The sequence below is a fragment of the Burkholderia sp. WP42 genome (genome assembly GCF_000745665.1).
In the GTDB taxonomy this organism is placed as follows: domain Bacteria; phylum Pseudomonadota; class Gammaproteobacteria; order Burkholderiales; family Burkholderiaceae; genus Burkholderia; species Burkholderia vietnamiensis.
This window is the reverse complement of record NZ_JQJT01000020.1, coordinates 25,914-46,066: the sequence shown is the minus strand read 5'-3', so window position 1 is coordinate 46,066 and position 20,153 is coordinate 25,914. Positions and strand designations below refer to the sequence as shown.

18 protein-coding genes and 3 pseudogenes are annotated in these 20,153 nt (G+C 69.6%); 12 read left to right on the top strand and 9 right to left on the bottom strand.

Features of this window, described 5'->3' with window-relative positions:
- Positions 1–259: 259 nt before the first annotated feature.
- On the bottom strand, positions 260–1,219 hold the full coding sequence (locus EX20_RS13070) for a LysR family transcriptional regulator (protein WP_034193805.1): 960 nt from the start codon (positions 1,217–1,219) through the stop codon (positions 260–262).
- A 164-nt stretch (positions 1,220–1,383) separates the two neighbouring features.
- Here EX20_RS13070 and EX20_RS13065 point away from each other — a divergent pair, with 164 nt between their 5' ends.
- From EX20_RS13065 to mmsB, 3 genes are all read left to right on the top strand, one after another.
- A complete protein-coding gene (locus tag EX20_RS13065) occupies positions 1,384–2,703 on the top strand; it encodes an MFS transporter (RefSeq protein WP_034193804.1) in 1,320 nt (439 codons plus the stop codon).
- A gap of 127 nt (positions 2,704–2,830) precedes the next feature.
- Entirely contained in the window at positions 2,831–4,357 is a 1,527-nt protein-coding gene (locus EX20_RS13060) for a CoA-acylating methylmalonate-semialdehyde dehydrogenase (RefSeq protein ID WP_011881914.1), read from the top strand.
- A 14-nt stretch (positions 4,358–4,371) separates the two neighbouring features.
- Positions 4,372–5,262 carry a 3-hydroxyisobutyrate dehydrogenase gene (gene mmsB, locus EX20_RS13055; protein ID WP_034193803.1) on the top strand — a complete coding sequence of 297 codons (891 nt, stop codon included), beginning with the start codon at positions 4,372–4,374 and terminating at the stop codon, positions 5,260–5,262.
- Positions 5,263–5,368: 106 nt separating this feature from the next.
- Here mmsB and EX20_RS13050 read toward each other — a convergent pair whose 3' ends face one another.
- Complete coding sequence (locus EX20_RS13050) at positions 5,369–5,701, bottom strand: hypothetical protein (RefSeq protein ID WP_034193802.1); 333 nt, start codon at positions 5,699–5,701, stop codon at positions 5,369–5,371.
- An 862-nt stretch (positions 5,702–6,563) separates the two neighbouring features.
- On the opposite strand from EX20_RS13050, the gene EX20_RS13045 reads away from it, so the two are divergent.
- Entirely contained in the window at positions 6,564–7,328 is a 765-nt protein-coding gene (locus EX20_RS13045; protein WP_011881909.1) for a DUF4397 domain-containing protein, read from the top strand.
- Between the two features lie 51 nt (positions 7,329–7,379).
- Here EX20_RS13045 and EX20_RS13040 read toward each other — a convergent pair whose 3' ends face one another.
- The 3 genes from EX20_RS13040 to EX20_RS32865 form a co-directional block, all read right to left on the bottom strand.
- Complete coding sequence (locus tag EX20_RS13040; protein WP_034193801.1) at positions 7,380–7,940, bottom strand: DUF3005 domain-containing protein; 561 nt, start codon at positions 7,938–7,940, stop codon at positions 7,380–7,382.
- Between the two features lie 251 nt (positions 7,941–8,191).
- The gene (locus EX20_RS32510) at positions 8,192–8,482 is read right to left on the bottom strand and encodes a hypothetical protein (protein WP_050781904.1); all 291 of its coding nucleotides are present in this window, start codon (positions 8,480–8,482) and stop codon (positions 8,192–8,194) included.
- Positions 8,483–8,542: 60 nt separating this feature from the next.
- Positions 8,543–9,040 (bottom strand): hypothetical protein, encoded by a 498-nt coding sequence (locus tag EX20_RS32865; RefSeq protein ID WP_226111601.1) that lies wholly within the window; start codon positions 9,038–9,040, stop codon positions 8,543–8,545.
- Here EX20_RS32865 and EX20_RS13030 point away from each other — a divergent pair.
- Positions 9,039–10,204: pseudogene (locus EX20_RS13030) on the top strand (LysR family transcriptional regulator). The gene EX20_RS32865 and the pseudogene EX20_RS13030 sit on opposite strands and share 2 nt — an antisense overlap.
- A gap of 389 nt (positions 10,205–10,593) precedes the next feature.
- Here the strand turns inward: EX20_RS13030 and EX20_RS13025 are convergent.
- Positions 10,594–12,168: an MFS transporter gene (locus EX20_RS13025; RefSeq protein WP_011881906.1), complete on the bottom strand. Its 1,575-nt coding sequence runs from the start codon at positions 12,166–12,168 to the stop codon at positions 10,594–10,596.
- Between the two features lie 100 nt (positions 12,169–12,268).
- Here EX20_RS13025 and EX20_RS13020 point away from each other — a divergent pair, with 100 nt between their 5' ends.
- Together EX20_RS13020 and EX20_RS13015 are read left to right on the top strand one after the other, a co-directional pair.
- Positions 12,269–13,147 (top strand): LysR family transcriptional regulator, encoded by an 879-nt coding sequence (locus EX20_RS13020; protein WP_034193800.1) that lies wholly within the window; start codon positions 12,269–12,271, stop codon positions 13,145–13,147.
- A gap of 151 nt (positions 13,148–13,298) precedes the next feature.
- Positions 13,299–14,288, top strand: coding sequence for an ABC transporter substrate-binding protein (locus EX20_RS13015; RefSeq protein WP_034193799.1), 990 nt, complete (start codon positions 13,299–13,301; stop codon positions 14,286–14,288).
- 16 nt (positions 14,289–14,304) lie between these two features.
- On the opposite strand, the gene EX20_RS13010 is transcribed toward EX20_RS13015, so the two are convergent.
- On the bottom strand, positions 14,305–14,679 hold the full coding sequence (locus EX20_RS13010) for a phage protein NinX family protein (protein WP_034193798.1): 375 nt from the start codon (positions 14,677–14,679) through the stop codon (positions 14,305–14,307).
- A 261-nt stretch (positions 14,680–14,940) separates the two neighbouring features.
- On the opposite strand from EX20_RS13010, the pseudogene EX20_RS13005 reads away from it, so the two are divergent.
- The 3 genes and pseudogenes from EX20_RS13005 (at position 14,941) to EX20_RS32855 (ending at position 17,044) form a co-directional block, all read left to right on the top strand.
- Positions 14,941–16,019, top strand: a pseudogene (locus tag EX20_RS13005) (glycosyltransferase family 2 protein).
- Between the two features lie 37 nt (positions 16,020–16,056).
- Positions 16,057–16,416, top strand: a pseudogene (locus tag EX20_RS33250) (hypothetical protein); the annotation flags it as partial.
- 247 nt (positions 16,417–16,663) lie between these two features.
- Positions 16,664–17,044: a glycosyltransferase 87 family protein gene (locus tag EX20_RS32855; RefSeq protein WP_231572257.1), complete on the top strand. Its 381-nt coding sequence runs from the start codon at positions 16,664–16,666 to the stop codon at positions 17,042–17,044.
- 203 nt (positions 17,045–17,247) lie between these two features.
- Here the strand turns inward: EX20_RS32855 and EX20_RS12995 are convergent, their stop codons facing one another.
- Complete coding sequence (locus tag EX20_RS12995) at positions 17,248–17,427, bottom strand: Flp family type IVb pilin (protein ID WP_034193797.1); 180 nt, start codon at positions 17,425–17,427, stop codon at positions 17,248–17,250.
- Positions 17,428–17,908: 481 nt separating this feature from the next.
- On the opposite strand from EX20_RS12995, the gene EX20_RS12990 reads away from it, so the two are divergent.
- Complete coding sequence (locus EX20_RS12990) at positions 17,909–18,316, top strand: DUF427 domain-containing protein (RefSeq protein WP_034193796.1); 408 nt, start codon at positions 17,909–17,911, stop codon at positions 18,314–18,316.
- Positions 18,317–18,510: 194 nt separating this feature from the next.
- On the top strand, positions 18,511–19,512 hold the full coding sequence (locus tag EX20_RS12985; RefSeq protein ID WP_034193795.1) for a sulfonate ABC transporter substrate-binding protein: 1,002 nt from the start codon (positions 18,511–18,513) through the stop codon (positions 19,510–19,512).
- Positions 19,513–19,530: 18 nt separating this feature from the next.
- Here EX20_RS12985 and EX20_RS12980 read toward each other — a convergent pair whose 3' ends face one another.
- A complete protein-coding gene (locus EX20_RS12980; RefSeq protein WP_034193872.1) occupies positions 19,531–20,118 on the bottom strand; it encodes a putative glycolipid-binding domain-containing protein in 588 nt (195 codons plus the stop codon).
- Between the last annotated feature and the right edge of the window lie 35 nt (positions 20,119–20,153).

Sequence of the window (20,153 nt, the reverse complement as noted above, 5' to 3'; positions counted from 1 at the left end):
CGTCGACAGGCCCCGCGGTGCGTCCCCTTTCGTGCCCGCCCCGAGCGCGCACGCCCTTACATTTAACACCAATCCATACAAAACAGTACTCTCGCTCGCATCGGGGCTTACGCTCAGTCAATCCACGCGGCCCCAACGGCGCCCCGATTTATCCGACGATTCACGCGCGCGCACGCCCATGGCGCCTGCCTGTGGAACCGTTTCCCGACGCTGCGCCGTCGCGCGCGGGCATGCGCCGCGCCGGCCGCCCGGCACCGCGTCACGGCGGATCGCCGACGAAGCGCAACTGCGCCGACTCCCCCATCAGCAACGCGCGATTGAGCTCGGCGGCCGCGCGCAGGTAATCCCACAAGGCGGTTACGCGCCGCAGCTTGCGCAGATCTTCGCGACAGGTCAGCCAGAAACAGCGCGTGACCACCACGTCGTGCGGCAACACCGGCACCAGCGCCGGCTGCGTGGCGGCCATGAAGCACGGCAGGATCGCGAGCGCGCCGCCCTGCAGCGCCGCGAACACCTGTGCGATCACGCTCGTGGTGCGCAGCCCGGCCGTCGCGCCCGGCACCGCGCGCTCCAGGTACAGCAATTCGCTGCTGAACGCGAGATCGTCGACGTAGCTGATGAACGCATGCTGCGCGAGGTCGTCGGTGCTCGCGATCGGCGGATGGTTCGCGAGATAGTCGCGCGTCGCATAGAGCCGCAGCTGATAGTCACATAGCTTCGTGACGACGTAAGGGCCGCGCTCCGGCCGCTCGAGTGTGATCGCCAGATCGGCTTCGCGCTTGGGCAGATTGACGAAGTGCGGGACGGGCAGCAGATCGACCGTCACGTGCGGATGCGCGACGCGGAACTGCGCAAGCTGCGGCGCGAGGAAAAAGCAGCCGAAGCCTTCGGTCGAGCCGATCCGCACATGGCCCGACAGCGCGTGGCCGGTATTGGCGAGCTGATCGCAGGCGGATTGCACAGTCGTCTCCATCGCGTCCGCATACGCGACGAGCCGCTGCCCCTCGGCCGTCAGCGTGAAGCCGCCCGAGCGCGACTTGTCGAACAGCAGCGTGCCCATCGCGGTTTCGAGCGCGCGAATGCGGCGCGCCACGGTCGTGTAGTCGACGCCCAGCCGCTTGGCCGCCCCGCTCGCGCGCTGCGTGCGCGCGACTTCGAGGAAAAAGCGCAGGTCGTCCCAGTTCAGGCTGCCGGAAGCCGGCTCGGTGGATGGTCGCATCGGTGCGAAAGGCAGGGAAAGGCGGGTGTCTCCGGGCCGGCCGTCGATATGCAGAAATGCATAACCAACCGGATTTCTTGTCGGTAGATCATGGATCTGCGCATAACTATACTCGACCGTGACCTGCGGACCATGAGCCGCGGGCGACAAAATCAGGAGACACCATGCAGACCCGATCCACCCTCGATGAGCACGCGGCCGTCGCGGCGCCGGCGCCCGCCCGCACCGCGAAGCACTATCTGCTGGCCGGTTGGGCCAGCATGGCCGGCACCACGATCGAGTGGTACGACTTCTTCCTGTACGGCACCGCCGCCGCGCTCGTGTTCAACCGCATCTTCTTTCCGTCGCTCGATCCGGTCGTCGGCACGCTCGCCGCATTCGGCACGTTCGCGGTCGGCTTCATCGGCCGGCCGATGGGCGGCATCGTGTTCGGCCACTTCGGCGATCGCATCGGCCGCAAGTCGATGCTGATGATCACGCTGCTGCTGATGGGCGTGCCGAGCATGATCATCGGGCTGATCCCGTCGTACGAGCACATCGGCTACTGGGCCGCCGCGCTGCTGATCGCCATGCGCTTCCTGCAAGGGATGGCCGTCGGCGGCGAATGGGGTGGCGCGGTACTGATGGCCGTCGAGCACGCACCGAAGGGCCGCAAGGGGCTGTTCGGCAGCCTGCCGCAGACCGGCGTCGGGCTCGGACTGATTCTGTCGTCGGTCGCGATGGCCGCGGTAGCCGCGCTGCCCGAAGCCGACATGCTGTCATGGGGCTGGCGCGTGCCGTTCCTCGCGAGCATCGCGCTGGTCGGCCTCGGCTGGTTCATCCGTGCGAAGGTGCCGGAGTCGCCCGACTTCGAGAACGTGCGGCGTCAGGGCAAGGCCGAGAAGTCGCCGGTGACGGCCGCGCTGCGCCGCCATCCGCGCGAGGTGCTGACGATCGTCGGCGCGCGTGCCGCCGAAAACACGTGGTTCTACATGGTCGTCACGTTCTCGCTCGCTTATGCGACGCAGCAGCTGCACCTGCCGAAGGCCGAGATGCTGCACGCGATCACGGCGGGCGCCGCGCTGTCGCTCGTCACGATGCCGTTGTGCGGCCATCTCGGCGACCGCATCGGCCAGCGCCGGATGTTCGCGCTCGGCCTCGTGCTGATGTGCGCGTTCGCCGCGCCGTTCTTCATGCTGCTCGGCACGCAGCAGACCTCGTCTGCGTGGTGGGCCATCGTGCTCGGCCTCGGCGTCGTGTTCCCGATTCTGTATGCGCCCGAGTCGCTGCTGTTCGCGCAGCAGTTTCCCGCGGAAATCCGCTACAGCGGCATTTCGCTGTCGGTGCAGCTGGCCGGCGTGATCGGCGGCGGCTTCGCGCCGATGATCGCGACGTCGCTGCTCAAGGCCGGCGGCGGCCAGCCGCACTACGTGATCGCGTATCTCGTCGGCTTCGGCGCGTTCGCGCTGCTGTGCACCGCGCTCATGCGTCCGGCCCGGGCGTAAGCCGCGCCGCACAACGCTGCACCGCAATCCCTTTTTCCGTTCGACCTCACGTTCGCCGCCGCTGCATGCGCGGCGGACGCGGGGCGACCATTTTTCCCGCACCCACACCGTTTCTCCGGAGAGTGACATGAACGCAGCAGTTCCCCAGACCACCCTCGCGCTGCCCACCGCCAAGCTGCTGATCGACGGCGCCTTCGTCGAATCGCGCAGCGCCGAATGGGGCGACATCGTGAACCCTGCCACGCAGCAAACGATCGGCCGCGTGCCGTACGCGACGCCCCACGAGGTCGATGCCGCGATCGCCGCCGCGCAGCGCGCGTTTCAGACGTGGAAGACGACGTCGATCGGCACGCGCCTGCGCATCATGCTGAAGTTCCAGGAGCTCGTGCGCCGCAATCTCGAGCGGATCGCGCACACGCTGACCGCCGAGCAGGGCAAGACGCTGCCCGACGCGCAAGGCGACATCTTCCGCGGGCTCGAAGTGGTCGAGCATGCCTGCTCGATCGGCACGCTGCAGCTCGGCGAATTCGCCGAGAACGTCGCGGGCGGCGTCGACACCTACACGCTGCGCCAGCCGATCGGCGTCTGCGCCGGCATCACGCCGTTCAACTTCCCGGCGATGATCCCGCTGTGGATGTTCCCGATGGCGATCGTGTGCGGCAACACGTTCGTGCTGAAGCCGTCCGAACAGGACCCGCTGTCGACGATGGAACTGGTCGAGCTGGCGATCGAGGCCGGCGTGCCGAAGGGCGTGCTCAACGTCGTGCACGGCGGCAAGGACGTGGTCGACCGGCTCTGCACGCATCCCGACATCAAGGCGATCTCGTTCGTCGGCTCGACGCGCGTCGGCACGCACGTGTACAACCTCGGCAGCCAGCACGGCAAACGTGTGCAGTCGATGATGGGCGCGAAGAATCACGCGGTCGTGCTGCCCGATGCGCATCGCGAGCAAACGATAAACGCGCTGGTCGGCGCAGGCTTCGGCGCGGCCGGCCAGCGCTGCATGGCGACGTCGGTGGTCGTGCTGGTCGGCAGCGCGCGCGACTGGCTGCCCGAGCTGGTGGAAAAGGCGAAGACGCTGAAGGTCAACGCGGGCTCGGAGGCAGGCACCGACGTCGGACCGGTGGTGTCGCGCAGCGCGAAGGCGCGCATCCTGTCGCTGATCGACGCGGGCGTCAAGGAAGGCGCGAAGCTCGAGCTCGACGGCCGCGACGTGACGGTGCGCGGCTACGAGCAGGGCAACTTCGTCGGCCCGACGTTGTTCTCGGGCGTAACGACCGACATGACGATCTACCGCGAAGAAATCTTCGGCCCGGTGGTGGTCGTGATGGAAGTCGACACGCTCGACGAAGCCATCGCGCTCGTCAACGCGAACCCGATGGGCAACGGCGTGGGCCTCTTCACGCAAAGCGGCGCGGCCGCGCGCAAGTTCCAGAGCGAGATCGACGTCGGCCAGGTCGGCATCAACATCCCGATCCCGGTGCCGGTGCCCTACTTCAGCTTCACCGGCTCGCGCGGCTCGAAGCTCGGCGATCTCGGCCCGTACGGCAAGCAGGTCGTGCAGTTCTACACGCAGACCAAGACGGTCACCGCGCGCTGGTTCGACGACGACGCGACGGCCGGCGGCGTGAACACCACGATCGCATTGCGCTGAACGGGAGCATGACCATGGATATCGCATTCATCGGGCTCGGCAACATGGGCGGCCCGATGGCCGCCAACCTGCTCGCCGCCGGCCATGCGCTGACGGTGTTCGACCTGGACGCGCACGCGCTCGACGCGGCAGTGCGCGCCGGCGCGACGGTGGCCGGGTCGCCGCGCGACGCGGCCGCGCGCGCGTCGCTGGTCGTCACGATGCTGCCGGCCGCGCAGCATGTGCGCGCCGTCTATCTCGGCGATGACGGCGTGCTGGCCGGCGCTCGCGCCGGCGCGACCTTGGTCGACTGCAGCACGATCGACCCGGACACGGTGCGCGCCATCGCCGACGCGGCCGCGCAGCGCGACTTCGCGTTCGCCGATGCGCCGGTATCGGGCGGCACCGGCGGCGCGCAGGCCGGCACGCTGACCTTCATGGTCGGCGCGGAGGCGGCGCTGTTCGCGCGTATTCGTCCGTTGCTGCTCGACATGGGCAAGAACGTCGTGCATTGCGGCGGCACGGGCACCGGCCAGATCGCGAAGATCTGCAACAACCTGCTGCTCGGAATCTCGATGATGGGCGTGTCGGAAGCGATGGCGCTCGGCGCGGCGCTCGGCATCGATCCGGTCGTGCTGGCCGGCATCATCAACACGTCGACCGGCCGCTGCTGGAGTTCGGAAACCTGCAACCCCTACCCCGGCGTGAACGATGCGGCGCCCGCCGCGCGCGGCTATGCGGGCGGCTTTGCCGCGAACCTGATGCTCAAGGACCTCGGCCTCGCGACCGAAGCCGCGCGCCATGCGCGCCAGCCGGTGTGGATGGGCGCGCTCGCGCAGCAGCTGTATCAGTCGATGAGCCAGCACGGGCTCGGCGCGCTCGATTTCTCCGCTTGCGTGAAGCTGTACGACGCGCAGCCGGCGTGACGCGCCAGATGCGCGCGGCACGGCCCGCGCCGCCGGTAGACGGCGGCGCGGGCCGGTAGCGCGGATTGCACGGCGGATCGCCGCAGTCGTGCGGGTGACGCGATGCTCAGCTGCGCGGGTTCGACGCCGTCTCGAAGGTCGGATGGCACTCGAACGCCAGCTCCGAGCGCGCGTCGACGCGGCGGCCGCCGGTCAGCGATTCCTGCTTCAGGCTCGCGCGCATACCGCGCTGCGTGCAGTAGCTGGTCGCTTCGCTGACGGCTTTTTCATGGGCGTCGGCCCACGTCGTCGACACGCCGAGCGTGCGCGTCGTCACGGTGAAGACGTTCGGGTTCGACGTCGTGGTCACGTCGGAGGCGGTCGAGCACGCGGCGAGCAAGCATGCAGCCGCCGCGATGGTCAACCATCGCAGGGATGGAAAAAGTACTGGGATGGACATGAGGGCAAGCGCGCGTCGATTCGACGGCATCGGACAACATGGGCGACAGTATGCCTGCATGATCGCCGAAGATCATGCCCTTTTCAGTGAACAGATTGTTTCGGCTGGTTAAACGATCGCTGGGCGCTCGGCGGGTGGCGCCGCCCGGGACGCGCTGTGTCGTTGCCGTGGCGCGTGGTGTTTGTGCGAGTCGACGGTTGCTTGCGGAGTCGTCGGCGCGCGGCGCATGGCGACCTGAAACTGTGCGCGCTGCTCGATGCACTGCCGATCGCTCGGCAGGACATGCATAGGTTCATGCATGGAGCACGATGCTCCGATGCGCGGGTATTCGGTCGGAGGTGCAGCGCCCCGAGCGTGTTCAGCATGTCGAGCGCCGCTGAGGTCGCCCGCATGTCGCGTGTGCGTCGGCGGATGCGCATCGAACTCCCGTGTCCAGCGGACCGCTCATCATCAATGGTTTGCTCCAATCAGATCGATGCGTACGCAACCAACAAGAAGTAGCCATCGACTACGTCCACGCGCATTGCTCTCATGAATCGCGTTGCGTTTTAAACGCTTTTCCTGCATGTGCGGATTCGGCCGCGATGAGAGCGTCATCTCGTAGGGCGCCGAATCGCTCTTTTTACAAACGTGTGCCGCGAATCGCGCGCTCGCGCATCACGCGCATCGCGCGTCGTGCGCAACGCTCCCACCGTCGGCGCGATCGCGCGCATCTCGCCGTGCGGGCACGCGCGTTGCGGCATCCATGCGCCGCCGCTCTGGCGGACAGCAATCATTCTTCAATCCAGGCGCTGCGTCCCGCGCGATGCTCCGCGCGGCGACACCGCATCGCCAGCAGGTAACTCCTGAACGAGAGGACGACATGAAATCCATTCGAACGATAGTGGCGCTGTGCTCGGTCATCACCATGCTCACGGCATGCGGTGGAGACGGCAACGACGTCGGCACCGTGCTCGGCATCTCGAAGCCGCAGGCACGCTTCATCAACGCGGTGCCGGCCGGCCCGAACCTCGACTACTACCTGAACGCGAAAGTCGATGCGTCCGGCGTCGCGTACAAGGGCGTGACCCGTTATCACGACATCGACTCGGGCACGCAGAACGCCAGTTACGACATTTCGGGCACCAACGCCACCGTCGCGTCGCAATCGTTCAGCGCGGCCAACGGCCACCACTACACGACCGTCGCGCTGCCCAGCACGTCGTCGCCGATCTCGGTGATCGACGATCCGTATGACAAGGGCCTGCTGTCGGACAAGGCGCGCGTACGCGCCTTCAATGCGTCGCCGAACGCGCAGAACGTCGACGTCTACGTCGTGCCGCCGGGGACGGACATCAACACGCAGAGCCCGACGCTCTCCGGCGCGGCGTACCAGAACGCGGCGCCTGCCACGGGCCAGGACTCGATCTATCTGAACGGCGGCAGCTATCAGGTGATCGTCACGACTGCCGGCAGCAAATCGCCGATCCTGACGACTCCGCCGGTGACGATCAACAACAACGCCGACTGGCTGCTCGTGACGATCCCGTCGGGCGGTATCGGTGACGTAACGCCGAACGACATCCACGTGCTCGTCGCCCAGGGCAACGATGCGGACACGTCGGCGCAGGAACTCGGCCCGCAGTAAATGATGGCGGCGGATCGCCGTTCGGCGATCCGCCGCGTGACGGGCGCGCCGTCAGTTGCTGGTGCGCTCGAAACGAATCACATGCTCGACGCGTGCGCCGGCGCCATGCTCGGTCACGACGTCGACGTCGCCGACGTACGTGACCTGCCAGCCGGGCCGCGCGGCGATCAGCGGCATGTTGCCGCCCGGACGGCTTTCGAAGCCGCCGAGGCCGTCGGCCGGCGTGTTCACCGCGTTGTCGAGCGACGCGTTCGAATAGATCACGTTGTCGTGCCATTCATCGGCGCCGGTGCGCGCCTCCATGCCCTTGCCGTCGACGTCGACCGTGTTGTCGGTGGCCGCCATGTTCGCGTTGTCGATCGTCACGATCCGGCTGGCCGCGCGGCGCACCGGGTCGCCGCTGTCGACCGCATGCGCGTCGACGTCGATGTCCGGCAGGCCGGTCGGCGTTTTGCCCGCGACCGATTCGGGCGTTTGCGGCCGTTTGGCCACTTCGGCAGCCTGGGTCGCCGCATCCGGCATGTCGCCACCGGCCGCGGGCGTCTTCACCGGGCTCTGCTTGATCTGTTCCCGCTGCTGTTGCGGGGTTGGGTTCGATTCCGCGTTCTGCATCGCACCTCCTTGTTCGGGACCTTGCAGCGCGGTCCGGACGGGCCGCCGCCGTCGTCAGCCGGCGGCTGCGATCGGCCGCGTGACGAGCGCCATCGGCGCCGGGAATCGCTACAACGGTCCTTGCAAATCTTTCACACACGCGTAGCGCGGCCGCGCGCCCGAGAGCGCGCGTGCCGCCTGGCTCCGCCATTGCGGCGGCGCAGCGCGGGCGGTGCTGCACGTGCCGCCCGGCGCCGCCCCGCGAGGCGCGATCAGCCGCCGCTCGCGCCCGTCGTCCCCGACGCCGCGCCCGGCATGCTGGCCGCGCCGCCGGTGGTGCCGGCCGTGCCGCTGTCGGCGCCCGCCGCGCCGCTGCTCGGCGTGCCCGACGGTGCGGTCGATGGCGCGGGCGACATGCCGCCCACGGCGCTCGCGTCCGAAGTGGCGCCGGCGCCCGTGTCGGTTTCGCTCTTCTTCTGACAGCCTGCCCCCGCCGCCAGGCCGGCGATCAGGATGCCGGCGAAGACGGCCCGCGATACGTGACGAATGGAATATCGCTGCATGACACCTCCGCTTGATGTCGATGAATGGATGGAACTCACCCGTTCGCAATTCGCGTGCCGTCACCGCTGCGCGCCATTCGTTTTTTGAATGGCGGCCTGCCGAATATTTAATTTCCCATCGCGGCGACGGCCGCCCATACTCGCGGACGAATGGGACATATGACGTCCACGGCGGTCCGCCCGCGCTGCATGCACGGCGCACGCCGCGGCCATGGAAGGAGACAACGCGTGCGACCGCAAACCCGCGTCGAAGCGATCGAACGCCGCGCCAGGCTTGCGGCGACGCGCGAACATGCGCATGCGGTTTGCCGCGGCGGACCCGCCTCGTGCATGCGCAGAAAAACCGACGCCGACAGCGAACCGGCCGCCGAATGGCCGAACGCAGATGCGGGGCGGATCGCTACTACCACTGCGCGAGCGGCCGTGAATCGCGGCGTGCCGCAGCCACGCATCGATGTCGCGCGGACGGCCTGTCGGCTGCCGGTGCATCTTCGACGGCTGGCGCACCTTCGAACGCCGACGCACCGCGTGAACGGATAGCGACATGGATAGCGACATGCGCAACCCACCGGCAAAGCACGGCGCTATCGCCGACACCCGCGACGCAGGCGGCGCGCTCGACCTGCTCGACGCGCGGCTGATGCGCATCCTGCTCGTGCTGCTCACCGAGCGCACCGTGTCGCGTGCGGCGGTGCGGCTGAACATGTCGCAGCCCGCGACGAGCGCCGCGCTCAAGCGCCTGCGCACGCTGCTCGGCGATCCGCTGCTGGTGCGCAGTCGCTACGGGATGGTGCCGACGGAGTTCGGCGCGCAGCTGATCGATCCGCTGCGCAACGCGCTGCGGGTGATCGACTTCATTCGGAACCAGCAGCCGCGCTTCGCCGCACGCACGTCGGTGCGAACCTATCGGATCGGTTGCCCGGACTACCTGAACGTGCTGTTCGTGCCGAAGCTCGTCGCGCTGTTCCGCGAACGCGCGCCCGACGCGCAGCTCGTGTTCCATCCGCTCGGCGACGGCTTCGATGCGCAGCGCGCACTCGCCGACGGCGCGCTGGACGTCGTGATCGACAACCGCCCGGCGCACCCGTCGCGGCTCCGGCACGACGCGTTGTTCGACGACCGCATCGTCTGCGTGATGCGCGCGACGCATCCGCTCGCGCGCCGCGGCGCGATGACCGCGGAAGAATTCGCGCAAGCGCCGCAGTTGTGTCCGACGCCGTCGTGGCTGGAGGCGTCCGGCGCGATCGATCGTCAGCTGGAACGCGTCGGGCTGCGACGGCGGATCGTCGTCACGCTGCCGCATTTCGAACTCGCCGCCCATGCGCTGGTGCGCTCCGATCTGGTCCTGACCACGACCTACCGGCTCGCGAGCCACTACGCGAAGCTGCTGCCGCTCGGCACCGTTGCGCTGCCGGCTCAACCGCCCGACATCACGTACCGGCTGGCCTGGGACGAAACCGGCGCCTGCGCGGACGCGGTGCGATGGCTGCGCGGGCTGATCGTCGAAGCGACGCGCGCATGGCTCGACGCAGAAGCCGCGCTGCCGGCCGTCACGGCCGTCGCCGCGCGTGTGCCGACGTCCACCGCCGCACCGCTCGCCGGCGCGGCGGCCGAATCCGCGCGGCGCGGTCGACGCCGGCAACCGACGCAGTGCGATGCGACACCGCAGCCGAGCGCCGCACGGCGACGCGCGCCCATCGGATCGCGATGAAGGCGCGCTGAGGCCGGTGTGCCGACGCGCGCGCGTCGCGTCGCGTGCGGCAGCCGTCGAACGCTCGGTAAAGACTGACATCGCCACGAACGCGACTGCGATGTCCGCGCGGCGCGGCGCCATCACCGATGCAAATGCTGCGCCGTACGATGACGGAGGCGTCGTGCATCGGCGCATCGAACGACTTCGCGAGCAGCTTGGTCCAACGCGCCGCAGCCGGGGCCGCTGCACGCACCGCGATGCCACATAGCCACGCGCGGACGCGCGATTTGACCACCTGCGCATCGCCCCATCGAACGACTTCACGAGCAGCCCGCTCGAACATGAAACGCAACCGCGGCTGCCGCACGCACCGTACCGCCACGTCACCCCGCCACATCACCCAGCCAGAACCGCCCCATCACACACCCACATCGCGCATCGGTTGCACGAGCAACCAATAGGCGACCGCAGCGCCAGCCAGCGCGAGCACACCGCTCACCGTCAGTGCCGTCGAAAACCCGGCCGCGAACGCCGCCGGCGCGACGTCGTGCAGCACGCGCGCGGCCGTCGGCGGCAGGCGTGCGAGCGCCTGCGTGAGATCGCCTGCCAGCAGGCTCGACATGAACCGCGCATCGACGAACGCGCGTACGTCCGGCATCGCGGACAGCCGTCGCACGAGCTGCGCGTGCGTACTGCCGGCCAGCACCGCCCCGAGCACGCCCACCGCCGTCACGATCGCCGAGAAGCGCGTGGTCGTGCTGATGCCCGATGCCATGCCCGTGCGGTTCCGCGGCACGCACGCGATGATCGCCTTCTGCGTGTCGCCGTTCATGATGCCCGCGCCGCAGCCCGTCACGCAGATGCCGAGCGCAACGAGCCGGTAGTCGGCGCCGGCCGTCAGCAGCGCAGTCGCGAGATTGCCGACGCCGATCAGCGCGAGGCCGCCCGCCAGCACGCCGCCGGACGACATGCGCGCAGCCAGCTTCGCGCCGAGCGACGGCCCGACGATCATCGCCAGCGCGAACGGCAGCATGCCGAGCCCCGCGTCGATCGCCGACATCCCGAACGCGTTCTGCAGATACAGCGGCAGGAACGTCATCATCACTTGCGCGCACGCCGCATAGCCGAACATCGCGACGACCGCGCCGACGAAGCGCGGCTGCCCGAACAGCGCGAGGTCGACCATCGGCCGCGCGTGGCGGCGCTCGACGGCGACGAACGCGGTCGACAGCGCGGCGGCGAGCCCGAGGCGGCCGAGCGTCGCGCCGGTCAGCCAGCCGTGCGACGGCGCGCCGATCAGCGCCGCGATCGCGCACGCGAGCGCCGCACCGAACAGCAGGCTGCCCGGCGCGTCCACGCGCGTCGCATGCGGATCGCGCGACTCCGCGATCGCCGCGCGCACGCCTGCCGCGAGCAATGCGCACGCGGGCAGGTTCAGCAGGAACACCCAGCGCCAGCCGATCCATTGCGTGATCGCCCCGCCGATGAGCGGCGCGAGCGCCGTCGCGATGCCCATGCACATCCCCCAGATCGCCCACGCTCGCGCGCGTTCGCGTCCGTCCGGGAAACGGTTCGCGATTACCGCCAGTGCTGCAGTCAGCAGCATCGCGGCCCCACCGCCCTTCACCGCGCGCGCGGCGATCAGCCACGCCGCCGACGGCGCGAGGCCGCACCCGAGCGATGCGAGCGCGAACAACGCGAGGCCGGCTGCCAGCATGCGCTTGCGCCCGAAGCGATCGGCGAGGCCGCCGGCCGGCAACAGGCACGCGGCGAACGCGGTCATGTAGGCGCTGACGACCCACTCGATCTCGGCGAAGCTCGCATGAAAGCCGCGCGCGATGCTCGGCAGCGATACGGCCACGACGTTCGTGTCGAGCACGATCAGCGAGCACGTCGCGGACGCAACCGCGAGCGTCGCGGCGGCAGGCGCGCCAGCGCCGCCGCCCGAGCGGGAAACGGAGGACATGGGGGAAACGGGGGACGGCTGCGGCATCGAGCGCTCCGGAACGGGATCAACGACGCGTATGCTAGGCTTGCCCCACATTGCCCGTCATTGACACACCGGAGCCATTTGATTGACGAAAATTGCAATCATGAATCCGCTCGAATTCCGCCATGTCCGCGCGTTCCTCGCCGTCGCGGAGCACCTGCATTTCGCACGCGCGGCCGACGCGCTCGACATGGCCCCGCCCGCGCTCACGCGACAGATCCAGGAAGCCGAGCGGCTGCTCGGCGTGCGGCTGTTCGACCGCTCGCGGCGCGCGGTCACGCTGACGGCGGCCGGCGAGGCGTTCGGCGCCGACGCGCGCGCCGCGTTCGAGCATCTGCAGCGCGGCCATGAGCTCGCGCTGCGGGCCGAGCGCGGCGAAGTCGGCCGGATCGAGATCGGCTATGTGTCGTCGGCCGTCTATTCGGGCACGCTGCAGCGCACGGTCGGCGCATTCCGCGCGTCGCATCCGCGCATCGACCTGAACCTGCGCGAGGTGCCGATGGACGACGTCGCGAAGCAGCTCGACGCCGGCCGGCTCGACCTCGCATACGTACGCCCGCCGTTGCCGCTGCCGGGCGGCGTGCGGACCGTGACGCTGCAACGCGACGTGTTCGTCGCCGCCGTGCCGGCCGACTCGCGCTATGCGTCGATGCCGACGTTGCGCGCGGCCGACCTTGCCGATGCGCGCTTCGCGGTGCCCGAACAGGAGGGCGGCACGCTCGAAGTCGCACGGCGCGGCCGCTTCGCTCCGGTGATCGACGCGCGGCCGGGCGGCTTGCTCGCGGTGCTCGCGTGCGTGTCGGTGAACGGCTGCGTCGCGGTGATCCCGGACGCGCTGGCCGGCTGCGTGGCGCTGCCCGGCGTCGTATACCGGCCGCTCGCCGGCAAGCCGATCACGTCGGAGCTCGCGCTCGCGCATCGCCGCTTCGAGAAGGCGCCCGCGGTCCGCGCGTTCCTGCGCACCGTCGCCGCAGCCGGCTGAGCACGCGCCGCGGCGGTCGGGCTCGTCACCGCGCGCCACCGCTCGCGCGCGAATAAGCATTGCGCGATTCGATGTTTGCCGCGGCGAAACCGATTCCGTAATCTGCCGGTCAGCCGTGCATGCCGCGCGGATTACCGAGGATTGCATACCGATGACTTCGCCCGCCTCCCCGGCCCGTCGCCGCATGCTGCTGCGCGCGAGCGCGCTGGCCGCCGCACCGTTCGCCTGCGCCGCCGCATTCCCCGCGCGCGCGGCCGGCGCCGACCTGTCGAACGTGACGCTGGTGCTCGGCGATCAGGCCGGCGGGCTGCGCGCACTGGCCGAAGCCGCGCGCGTGCTCGACGGCGTGCCGTACCGGTTTCGCTGGGCGAATTTCCAGGGCGCCGCGCCGCTGTTCGAAGCACAGCGCGCGGGTGCGCTCGATCTCGCGCCGGCCGGCGACCTGCCCGTGCTGACGGCCGCGCTCGGCGATCCGGCGCTGCGCATCGTCGCGACGCGCGCCGGCTCGCCGACGTCGCTCGGCATCGTCGTGCAGCCCGATTCGCCGGTGCGAAGCGTCGCCGACCTGAAGGGGCGCACCGTGGTCGTATCGTCGGCGCGCGGCAGCATTTCGCAATACCAGCTGTACGGCGCGCTGCGCGAACACGGCCTCGCGGCGCGCGACGTCGACGTGCGCTTCGTGCTGCCGGTCGACGCGTTCGCCGCGTTCGAAGCGAAGCAGATCGGCATCTGGGCGACCTTCGATCCGTATTACGGGCACGTGGTGCGGCGCGGCGCGCGCGTCGTGCGCGACGGCAGCGGCATCAATTCCGGGCTGGCGTTCCTTACGTCGCCGGTCGACACGCTCGACGACCGGCTCAAGCGCGCGGCGCTGGCCGACGTGCTCGCGCGGTTCGCGCGCGCCGGCCAGTGGGCGCTCGCGCATCCGGCCGATTACGCGAGCGTCTATGCGTCGGTCACGCGGCTGCCGCGCGACGCGGCCATCGACATCGTGCGCCGGGCGCCGCTCGCGCAACGCGACGTGAGCGGCACGGACATCGACGTGCTGCAGCGCGTCGCCGATCGCGCGGCCGCCGATGCGATCCTGCCGAAGCGCATCGACGTCGCGTCGATCGCGGTGCGCAACCTGTCGGCGGCGTAACCGGCTTCTCGTACGTTCAGCGCGGCCTCGACATGTCGAGATCCGGCACGTCGTCGCCGAACGTCGACGCGACCAGCGTGCGCATCGCGGCCACCAGCAGCGTCGGCCCCGACTGGTTGAACGTGCAGCGCTCGCCGGCCGCAGGCACGGCCCGATGCAGTACCGCGCGCCACGCGCCGCGGCCGCCGCCGCGCTCGAACGCGCCGAACGGCAGGCGCTCGACCAGCGGTCCGCCGTCCGCCCACGCGGACGACGGCGCATACAGCGCCGGCGCCCCGCCCGGCTCGCGAATCACCGTACAGCCCGCAGCATCGACCCGCGGCGCGTCGAGCGCCTGGGCCATCGCCACCCAGAAATCGAGCGCGGCGCCGGTCAGCTCCTGAACCTGCATCGCAGCCTCCCTCGGCATCGAAAGTGCCCATCGTAGCGCCGATCGCTCCGCCGCCGGGCATCGCGAAGCGCCGCATTGCGCTGCGCCTGCGCCGATACATGTTACGAATCAGCGAATCCTTCCTACAATGAACTCAACACCTGTCGTCCGGTCCGCGGGGGCCGCCGCGCCGCAGCCGAATGCGCGCGCTCGGACCCGTTCGGCAGATATCGATTCGAACCTCACGGTGCAGCACCGGCCGGATCTCTGGGGAGCCGCAGCGTGCCGACGCACGCCAGGAAACCGCTGCTCTCGCTCGTCGTGCCGTTTCATGACGAAGAAGAAGCGATCGGCCCGTGCTTTGCCGAAACGCTGCCGATCCTCGCGTCGGTTGACGGCGTGCAGTTCGAAATCATCTGCGTCAACGACGGCAGCCGCGATCGCACGCTCGAGCGGCTGCTCGCGATCGCCGCCGCCGACTCGCGCGTGCGGGTCGTCGATCTCACCCGCCGCTTCGGCAAGGAAGCCGCGCTCACCGCGGGCCTCGACGAAGCGGCCGCGGCGCCGCGGTGATCCTGATCGACGCCGACCTGCAGGACCCGCCCGCGCTGATTCCCGCCATGATCGAACGCTGGCGCGACGGCGCCGAAGTCGTCGCCGCGAAGCGCACCGACCGCATGTGCGATCCGTACCTGCAGCGCGCCGCGGCCGCGCTCTACTATCGCGTCCACAACGCGCTGTCCGAGGTCGAGATGCCGGAGAACGTCGGCGATTTCCGGCTGATGGACCGCGAGGTCGTCGCTGCGCTGCGCGCGCTGCCGCAGCGGCGGCGCTTCATGAAGGGGCTGTTCGCGTGGGTCGGCTTTCGCACCGCGATCGTCGAGTACACGCGCGCGCCGCGCAGCGGCGGCCGCTCGAAGTTTTCCGGCTGGCGTCGCTGTAATTTCGCGCTCGAAGGCATCACCAGCTTCAGCACGGTGCCTCTGCGCGTATGGACCTACGTGGGCGTCACGTTCGCGCTGCTGTCGCTGCTGTATGGCGCGTTCATCGTCGTGCGAACGCTGCTGTACGGCAACCCGGTGCACGGCTACCCGTCGCTGATTTCGGTCGTGCTGTTCGTCGGCGGGATTCAGCTGATCGGCATCGGCGTGATCGGCGAATACCTCGGCCGCGTCTATCACGAATCGAAGCAGCGCCCCGTCTATCTCGTGCGGCGACGCTATCGCGCCGAGCGCGAGGCGGCCGCAGCGCCCGCGTCAACGCTGCTGCAATTCCCGCTCAAGCGCACGCACGCGGCGCGCCGCCGCACGCCGATGCCCGCGGGCGGCAACGTCGCGGCGCGCAAGGCGTCGTTCAAGTAGAACGGGGCCGCGCCGCTTGGACGCCACGCCGCAATCGATGCGCCGCGCGCGGCGGCCGGTCGTCGCCTGGCTCACGCCGCGCCGCGTGGTCGTGTACAGCATCGTGATGCTGGTGTTCTCCGCGCTGTTCGTCACGATCTGGGCGTGGGTCGCGCATGCGTTCCCCGAGCGCGTGCCGCCGCGCGTCGGCGCCGACTTCTCGGTGTTCTGGACGGCCTCGTACCTGATGCTGCACGGCTCGCCGGCGCAGGCGTACGACTTCTCCGCGTTCTCGCGCCTGTCGGCCGCGCGGTTCGACACGCTTCGCCACGGCGCGTTCGCGCCGTGGCTGTATCCGCCGACCTATCTGCTGCTCGTCACGCCGCTCGCGCTGTTGCCGTTCGCGCTCGCCTATCCGCTGTTCGTCGCGCTCGGCGTCGGCGTGCTCGGCTGCGCCGCCCGGCGGGTGGCAGGCCTCGGCGCCGTGGCCGGCGCGTCGTGCGGGCGCACTCGCGCTGGTCGCCGCGCCGTGCGTGTTCGTCACCGCGACGCTCGGGCAGAACGCCTTCCTCACCGCGTCGTGCGCGGCGCTCGCCGTCTATTGGGCCGAGCGCCGGCCATAGTGGGCAGGCCTGTGCATCGGGCTGCTGTCGGTGAAGCCGCAGATGGCGCTGCTGTTCCCGTTCGTGCTGATCGCCGCCCGCGCGTGGCGCACCCTCGCGTGGGCCGCGCTCGCCAGCGCCGCGTTCGTCGCGCTCAGCGTGCTGGTGTGCGGCGCGGAATCGCTGCGCCTGTTCGTCGCGAGCGCGAGGCTCGCGCGCTCGATCGTGCTCGAGCACGGCGTGGTGTTCTGGCTCGTGTCGCCGACGCCGTTCGCGGCGCTGCGGCTCGCCGGCGTGCCGTTGAACGCGGCCTATGCGGCCCACGCCGGTGTCGCCGCGATCGCCGCCGCGTGCGTCGCCTGGGCCGGCACGCGCGACGTCCGCGTGCGCGCGGCGGTGCTGGCAGTCGCGCGAAGGCGTGCGGCTCGAGCGCAGCCGCGATGAAGTACAGCGCCGCGAACGCCGACACCCGCCAGTTCGACAGGCGCCGCGCGCGCACGTCCTGCATCGCGAGCGACGCCAGCACGAGCGTCGCCGCCGCTTGCACGAGATAGCGCATCGGAGAACCGTCCGTCGGCGCGCCGCGTCCGGGTCCGCCTTACTGCCGCGGAGCCGTGTATTCGTCGGCGACGCGCGGGTTCAGGAGATCAGATCAGCGACGAGACCTTGTTGATCAGCGTCGTGAAGATCGACGACAGCCCCGAGCTGCCGCTGAGCACCGTGCCGACGGCCGCGAGCGCGACCACGACGATGCCGGCCAGAACCGCGTATTCGAGCGAGCTGATGCCCCGTTCATCGCGCAACAAGGTCTTGACGTATTGCAGCATGACAACCTCCGTATGACCGGGCCGCTGATCGACCGTTGATATATTGGCGCTGCACTGCTTCGGGTGGCGCACGACATTCGCCCGTTCAAGACTCATGCTGCGGCCGCTGTATCGGGCCGTCGGCGTCCCCCGGAATCCCTTCGATCGCTGCGACGCGCGACGTGCGCGCGTCGATTGCATGAGCGCATTCAGCACGATGCAAATCACGCTATTTCGTCTAGGGTATGGACAATTTTTTCGGCGATTTCAAATCATTCGGTGTCGGAATGGATTTATGGAAAAAAAAGCAATTCGCGCCGGTAATTGTGCAGCGCACGGATTTACGCCAAAAAGTTCGGGAACGTCCATTGCCCCAACCGCATCCCGCTGCAGCTTTTGCGCAATGCGCGCATGCTCTCAGTTGGCCGACGCGGCCATCGCCGCGCACATCCTCGCAGCTCGCTTCCACGCGGCGCTCCCACCGTCTCCCGGAGGAACCACGATGTCGATCAGCCCCGATACCCCGTCTCGCCCCGTGAAGTCGCCCGGCCCCGACCATCCGATCACGATCGAACCGCATCCGTCGCGCGTCGTCGTCAAGGCGGGCGGCAAGGTCGTCGCCGATACGCGCCGCGCGCTGGCGCTGCACGAAGCGAGCTATCCGGCCGTGCTCTACATTCCGCGCGACGATGCCGACATGTCGCTGCTGCAGCGCACCGACCATGCGACCTACTGCCCGTACAAGGGCGATTGCGCGTACTACTCGATTCCGGCGGGCGGCGCGCGCGCCGTGAATGCGGTGTGGACCTACGAGCATCCGAATCCGGCCGTCGAAGCGATTCGCGGCCATCTCGCGTTCTATCCGGATCGCGTCGATGCGATCGAGGAAAGCGCGGCCGGCAGCGATTGACCGCGACGACGGCCCACCGCGCCGTCGTGCACGCATCGTCGCGTCGCTGATTTGCATATGCGGATTCGTTGGTTGGCCGGGCGGACAGGCCGCCGTATCGTGCTGAGTCGCGCGCGGGGCAGTTCCCGCCCGGTCTGAACCGGGCCACGTTCCCGCGCAGCCCATGAACTCGCCGCAGCCCGCAGGACGCCTCGATGAACGACCTTCCGCCCGACACCCTCGACACCCTCGACACGCCGCCGCAAAGCACGCGCCGCCGCCGGTGGCTGCAAGGCACCGCCGCCGCGCTCGCCGGCGTCGCGCTCGGGCCGCTCGCCGGCCTGCCCGCCCGCGCACAAGCGGGCGGCACGCGGCTGCGCATCGGCTTCCAGAAATACGGCAACTTCGTCGTGCTGAAAGCGCGCGGCACGCTCGAGAAGCGGCTCGTGAGCCAGGGCGTGACCGTGGAGTGGCTCGAGTTTCCGGCCGGCCCGCAACTGCTCGAAGGATTGAACGCGGGCGCGATCGACGTCGGCACGGTCGGCGAGACGCCGCCGATCTTCGCGCAGGCGGCCGGCGTCGACTTCGTCTACATCGGCAACGAGCCGCCCGCGCCGCGCGGCGAAGCGATCGTCGTGCTGCCCGATTCGCCGATCCGGACGCTCGCGCAGCTGCGCGGCAAGAAGGTCGCGCTCAACAAGGGTTCGAACGTCCACTACCTGCTCGTGAAGGCACTCGAGCATGCGGGCATTCCATACACCGACATCCAGCCGATTTTCCTGACGCCCGCCGACGCGCGCGCCGCATTCGTGCAGCGCAACGTCGACGCATGGGTGATATGGGATCCGTATCTCGCGGCCGCCGAGCGTCAGCTCGGCGCGCGCGTGGTCGCGAACGGCGAAGGGCTCGTGCGCAACACGCAGTACTATCTCGCCGCACGCCGGTACGCGCGCGCGCAGCCGCAGATCCTGCGCGCGTTGCTCGACGAAGTCGACGCAGTCGATCGTTGGGGCCGCGATCATGTCGCCGAAGTCGCCGCGCAACTGTCGCCGCTCGTCGGGCTCGACACGGCCACGCTCGAAGTCGCATTGAAGCGCACCGGCTACGGCGTGCAGCCGGTCAGCGACGCAACGCTCGCCTATCAGCAGAACATCGCCGACGCGTTCAGCGCGCTGAAGCTGATTCCCGGCCGCGTGAGCGTCGCCGACGCTCGCTGAGCCGCGGTTGCCGCCGCGCTACGCGCGAGCGCTCGCACCAATGCGCCGCCACTCGTCGTAATCGATGACGAGGCCTGCGTCGTCGACCGCGATGTCGGCCGCATAGGCGCCGCTCTCATAGCGGTACACGCGCTCGGCCGTACGCGTATAGCGTTGCTCGCCGCGCACGAGCTCGAACTCCGGAAAACGCAGCCACGCGGTATGGATGACGGCCGACGCGCCGACCGTCAGTCCGAGCCGCCGGATCGGCAACGTATTGGTCGACGGGCTGAAGCCGAGATCGATGTCGGTCGCACCGTCGAGCGCCGCCGCGTGTGCGCCCTCGATCGTCCACCGCCCCGCTTCGCAGCGGATCTCGAGCCGCTGCGGCGGCGCCGCGCCGTGGCGATGCACGACGCGCACCGAACGCGTGAGCCAGTCGGCGCCGCATTCGATCGCATAGTCGATGCGGAACGGCGTGCCGTCGAGCGCGCCGGCGATCGTACCCGACAGGTCGATGCCCGCGGGCGCGGGCGCGAGCCGGCACCATTCGGCGGCTTGCCAGGTGTGCAGCACCTGCCACGCGACGCATCGGACGGTCGTGGCGGCTTCAGCCCCTTGCCTCATACCGCCGTCTTCACCGGTCACCATCCGCGCCGCCT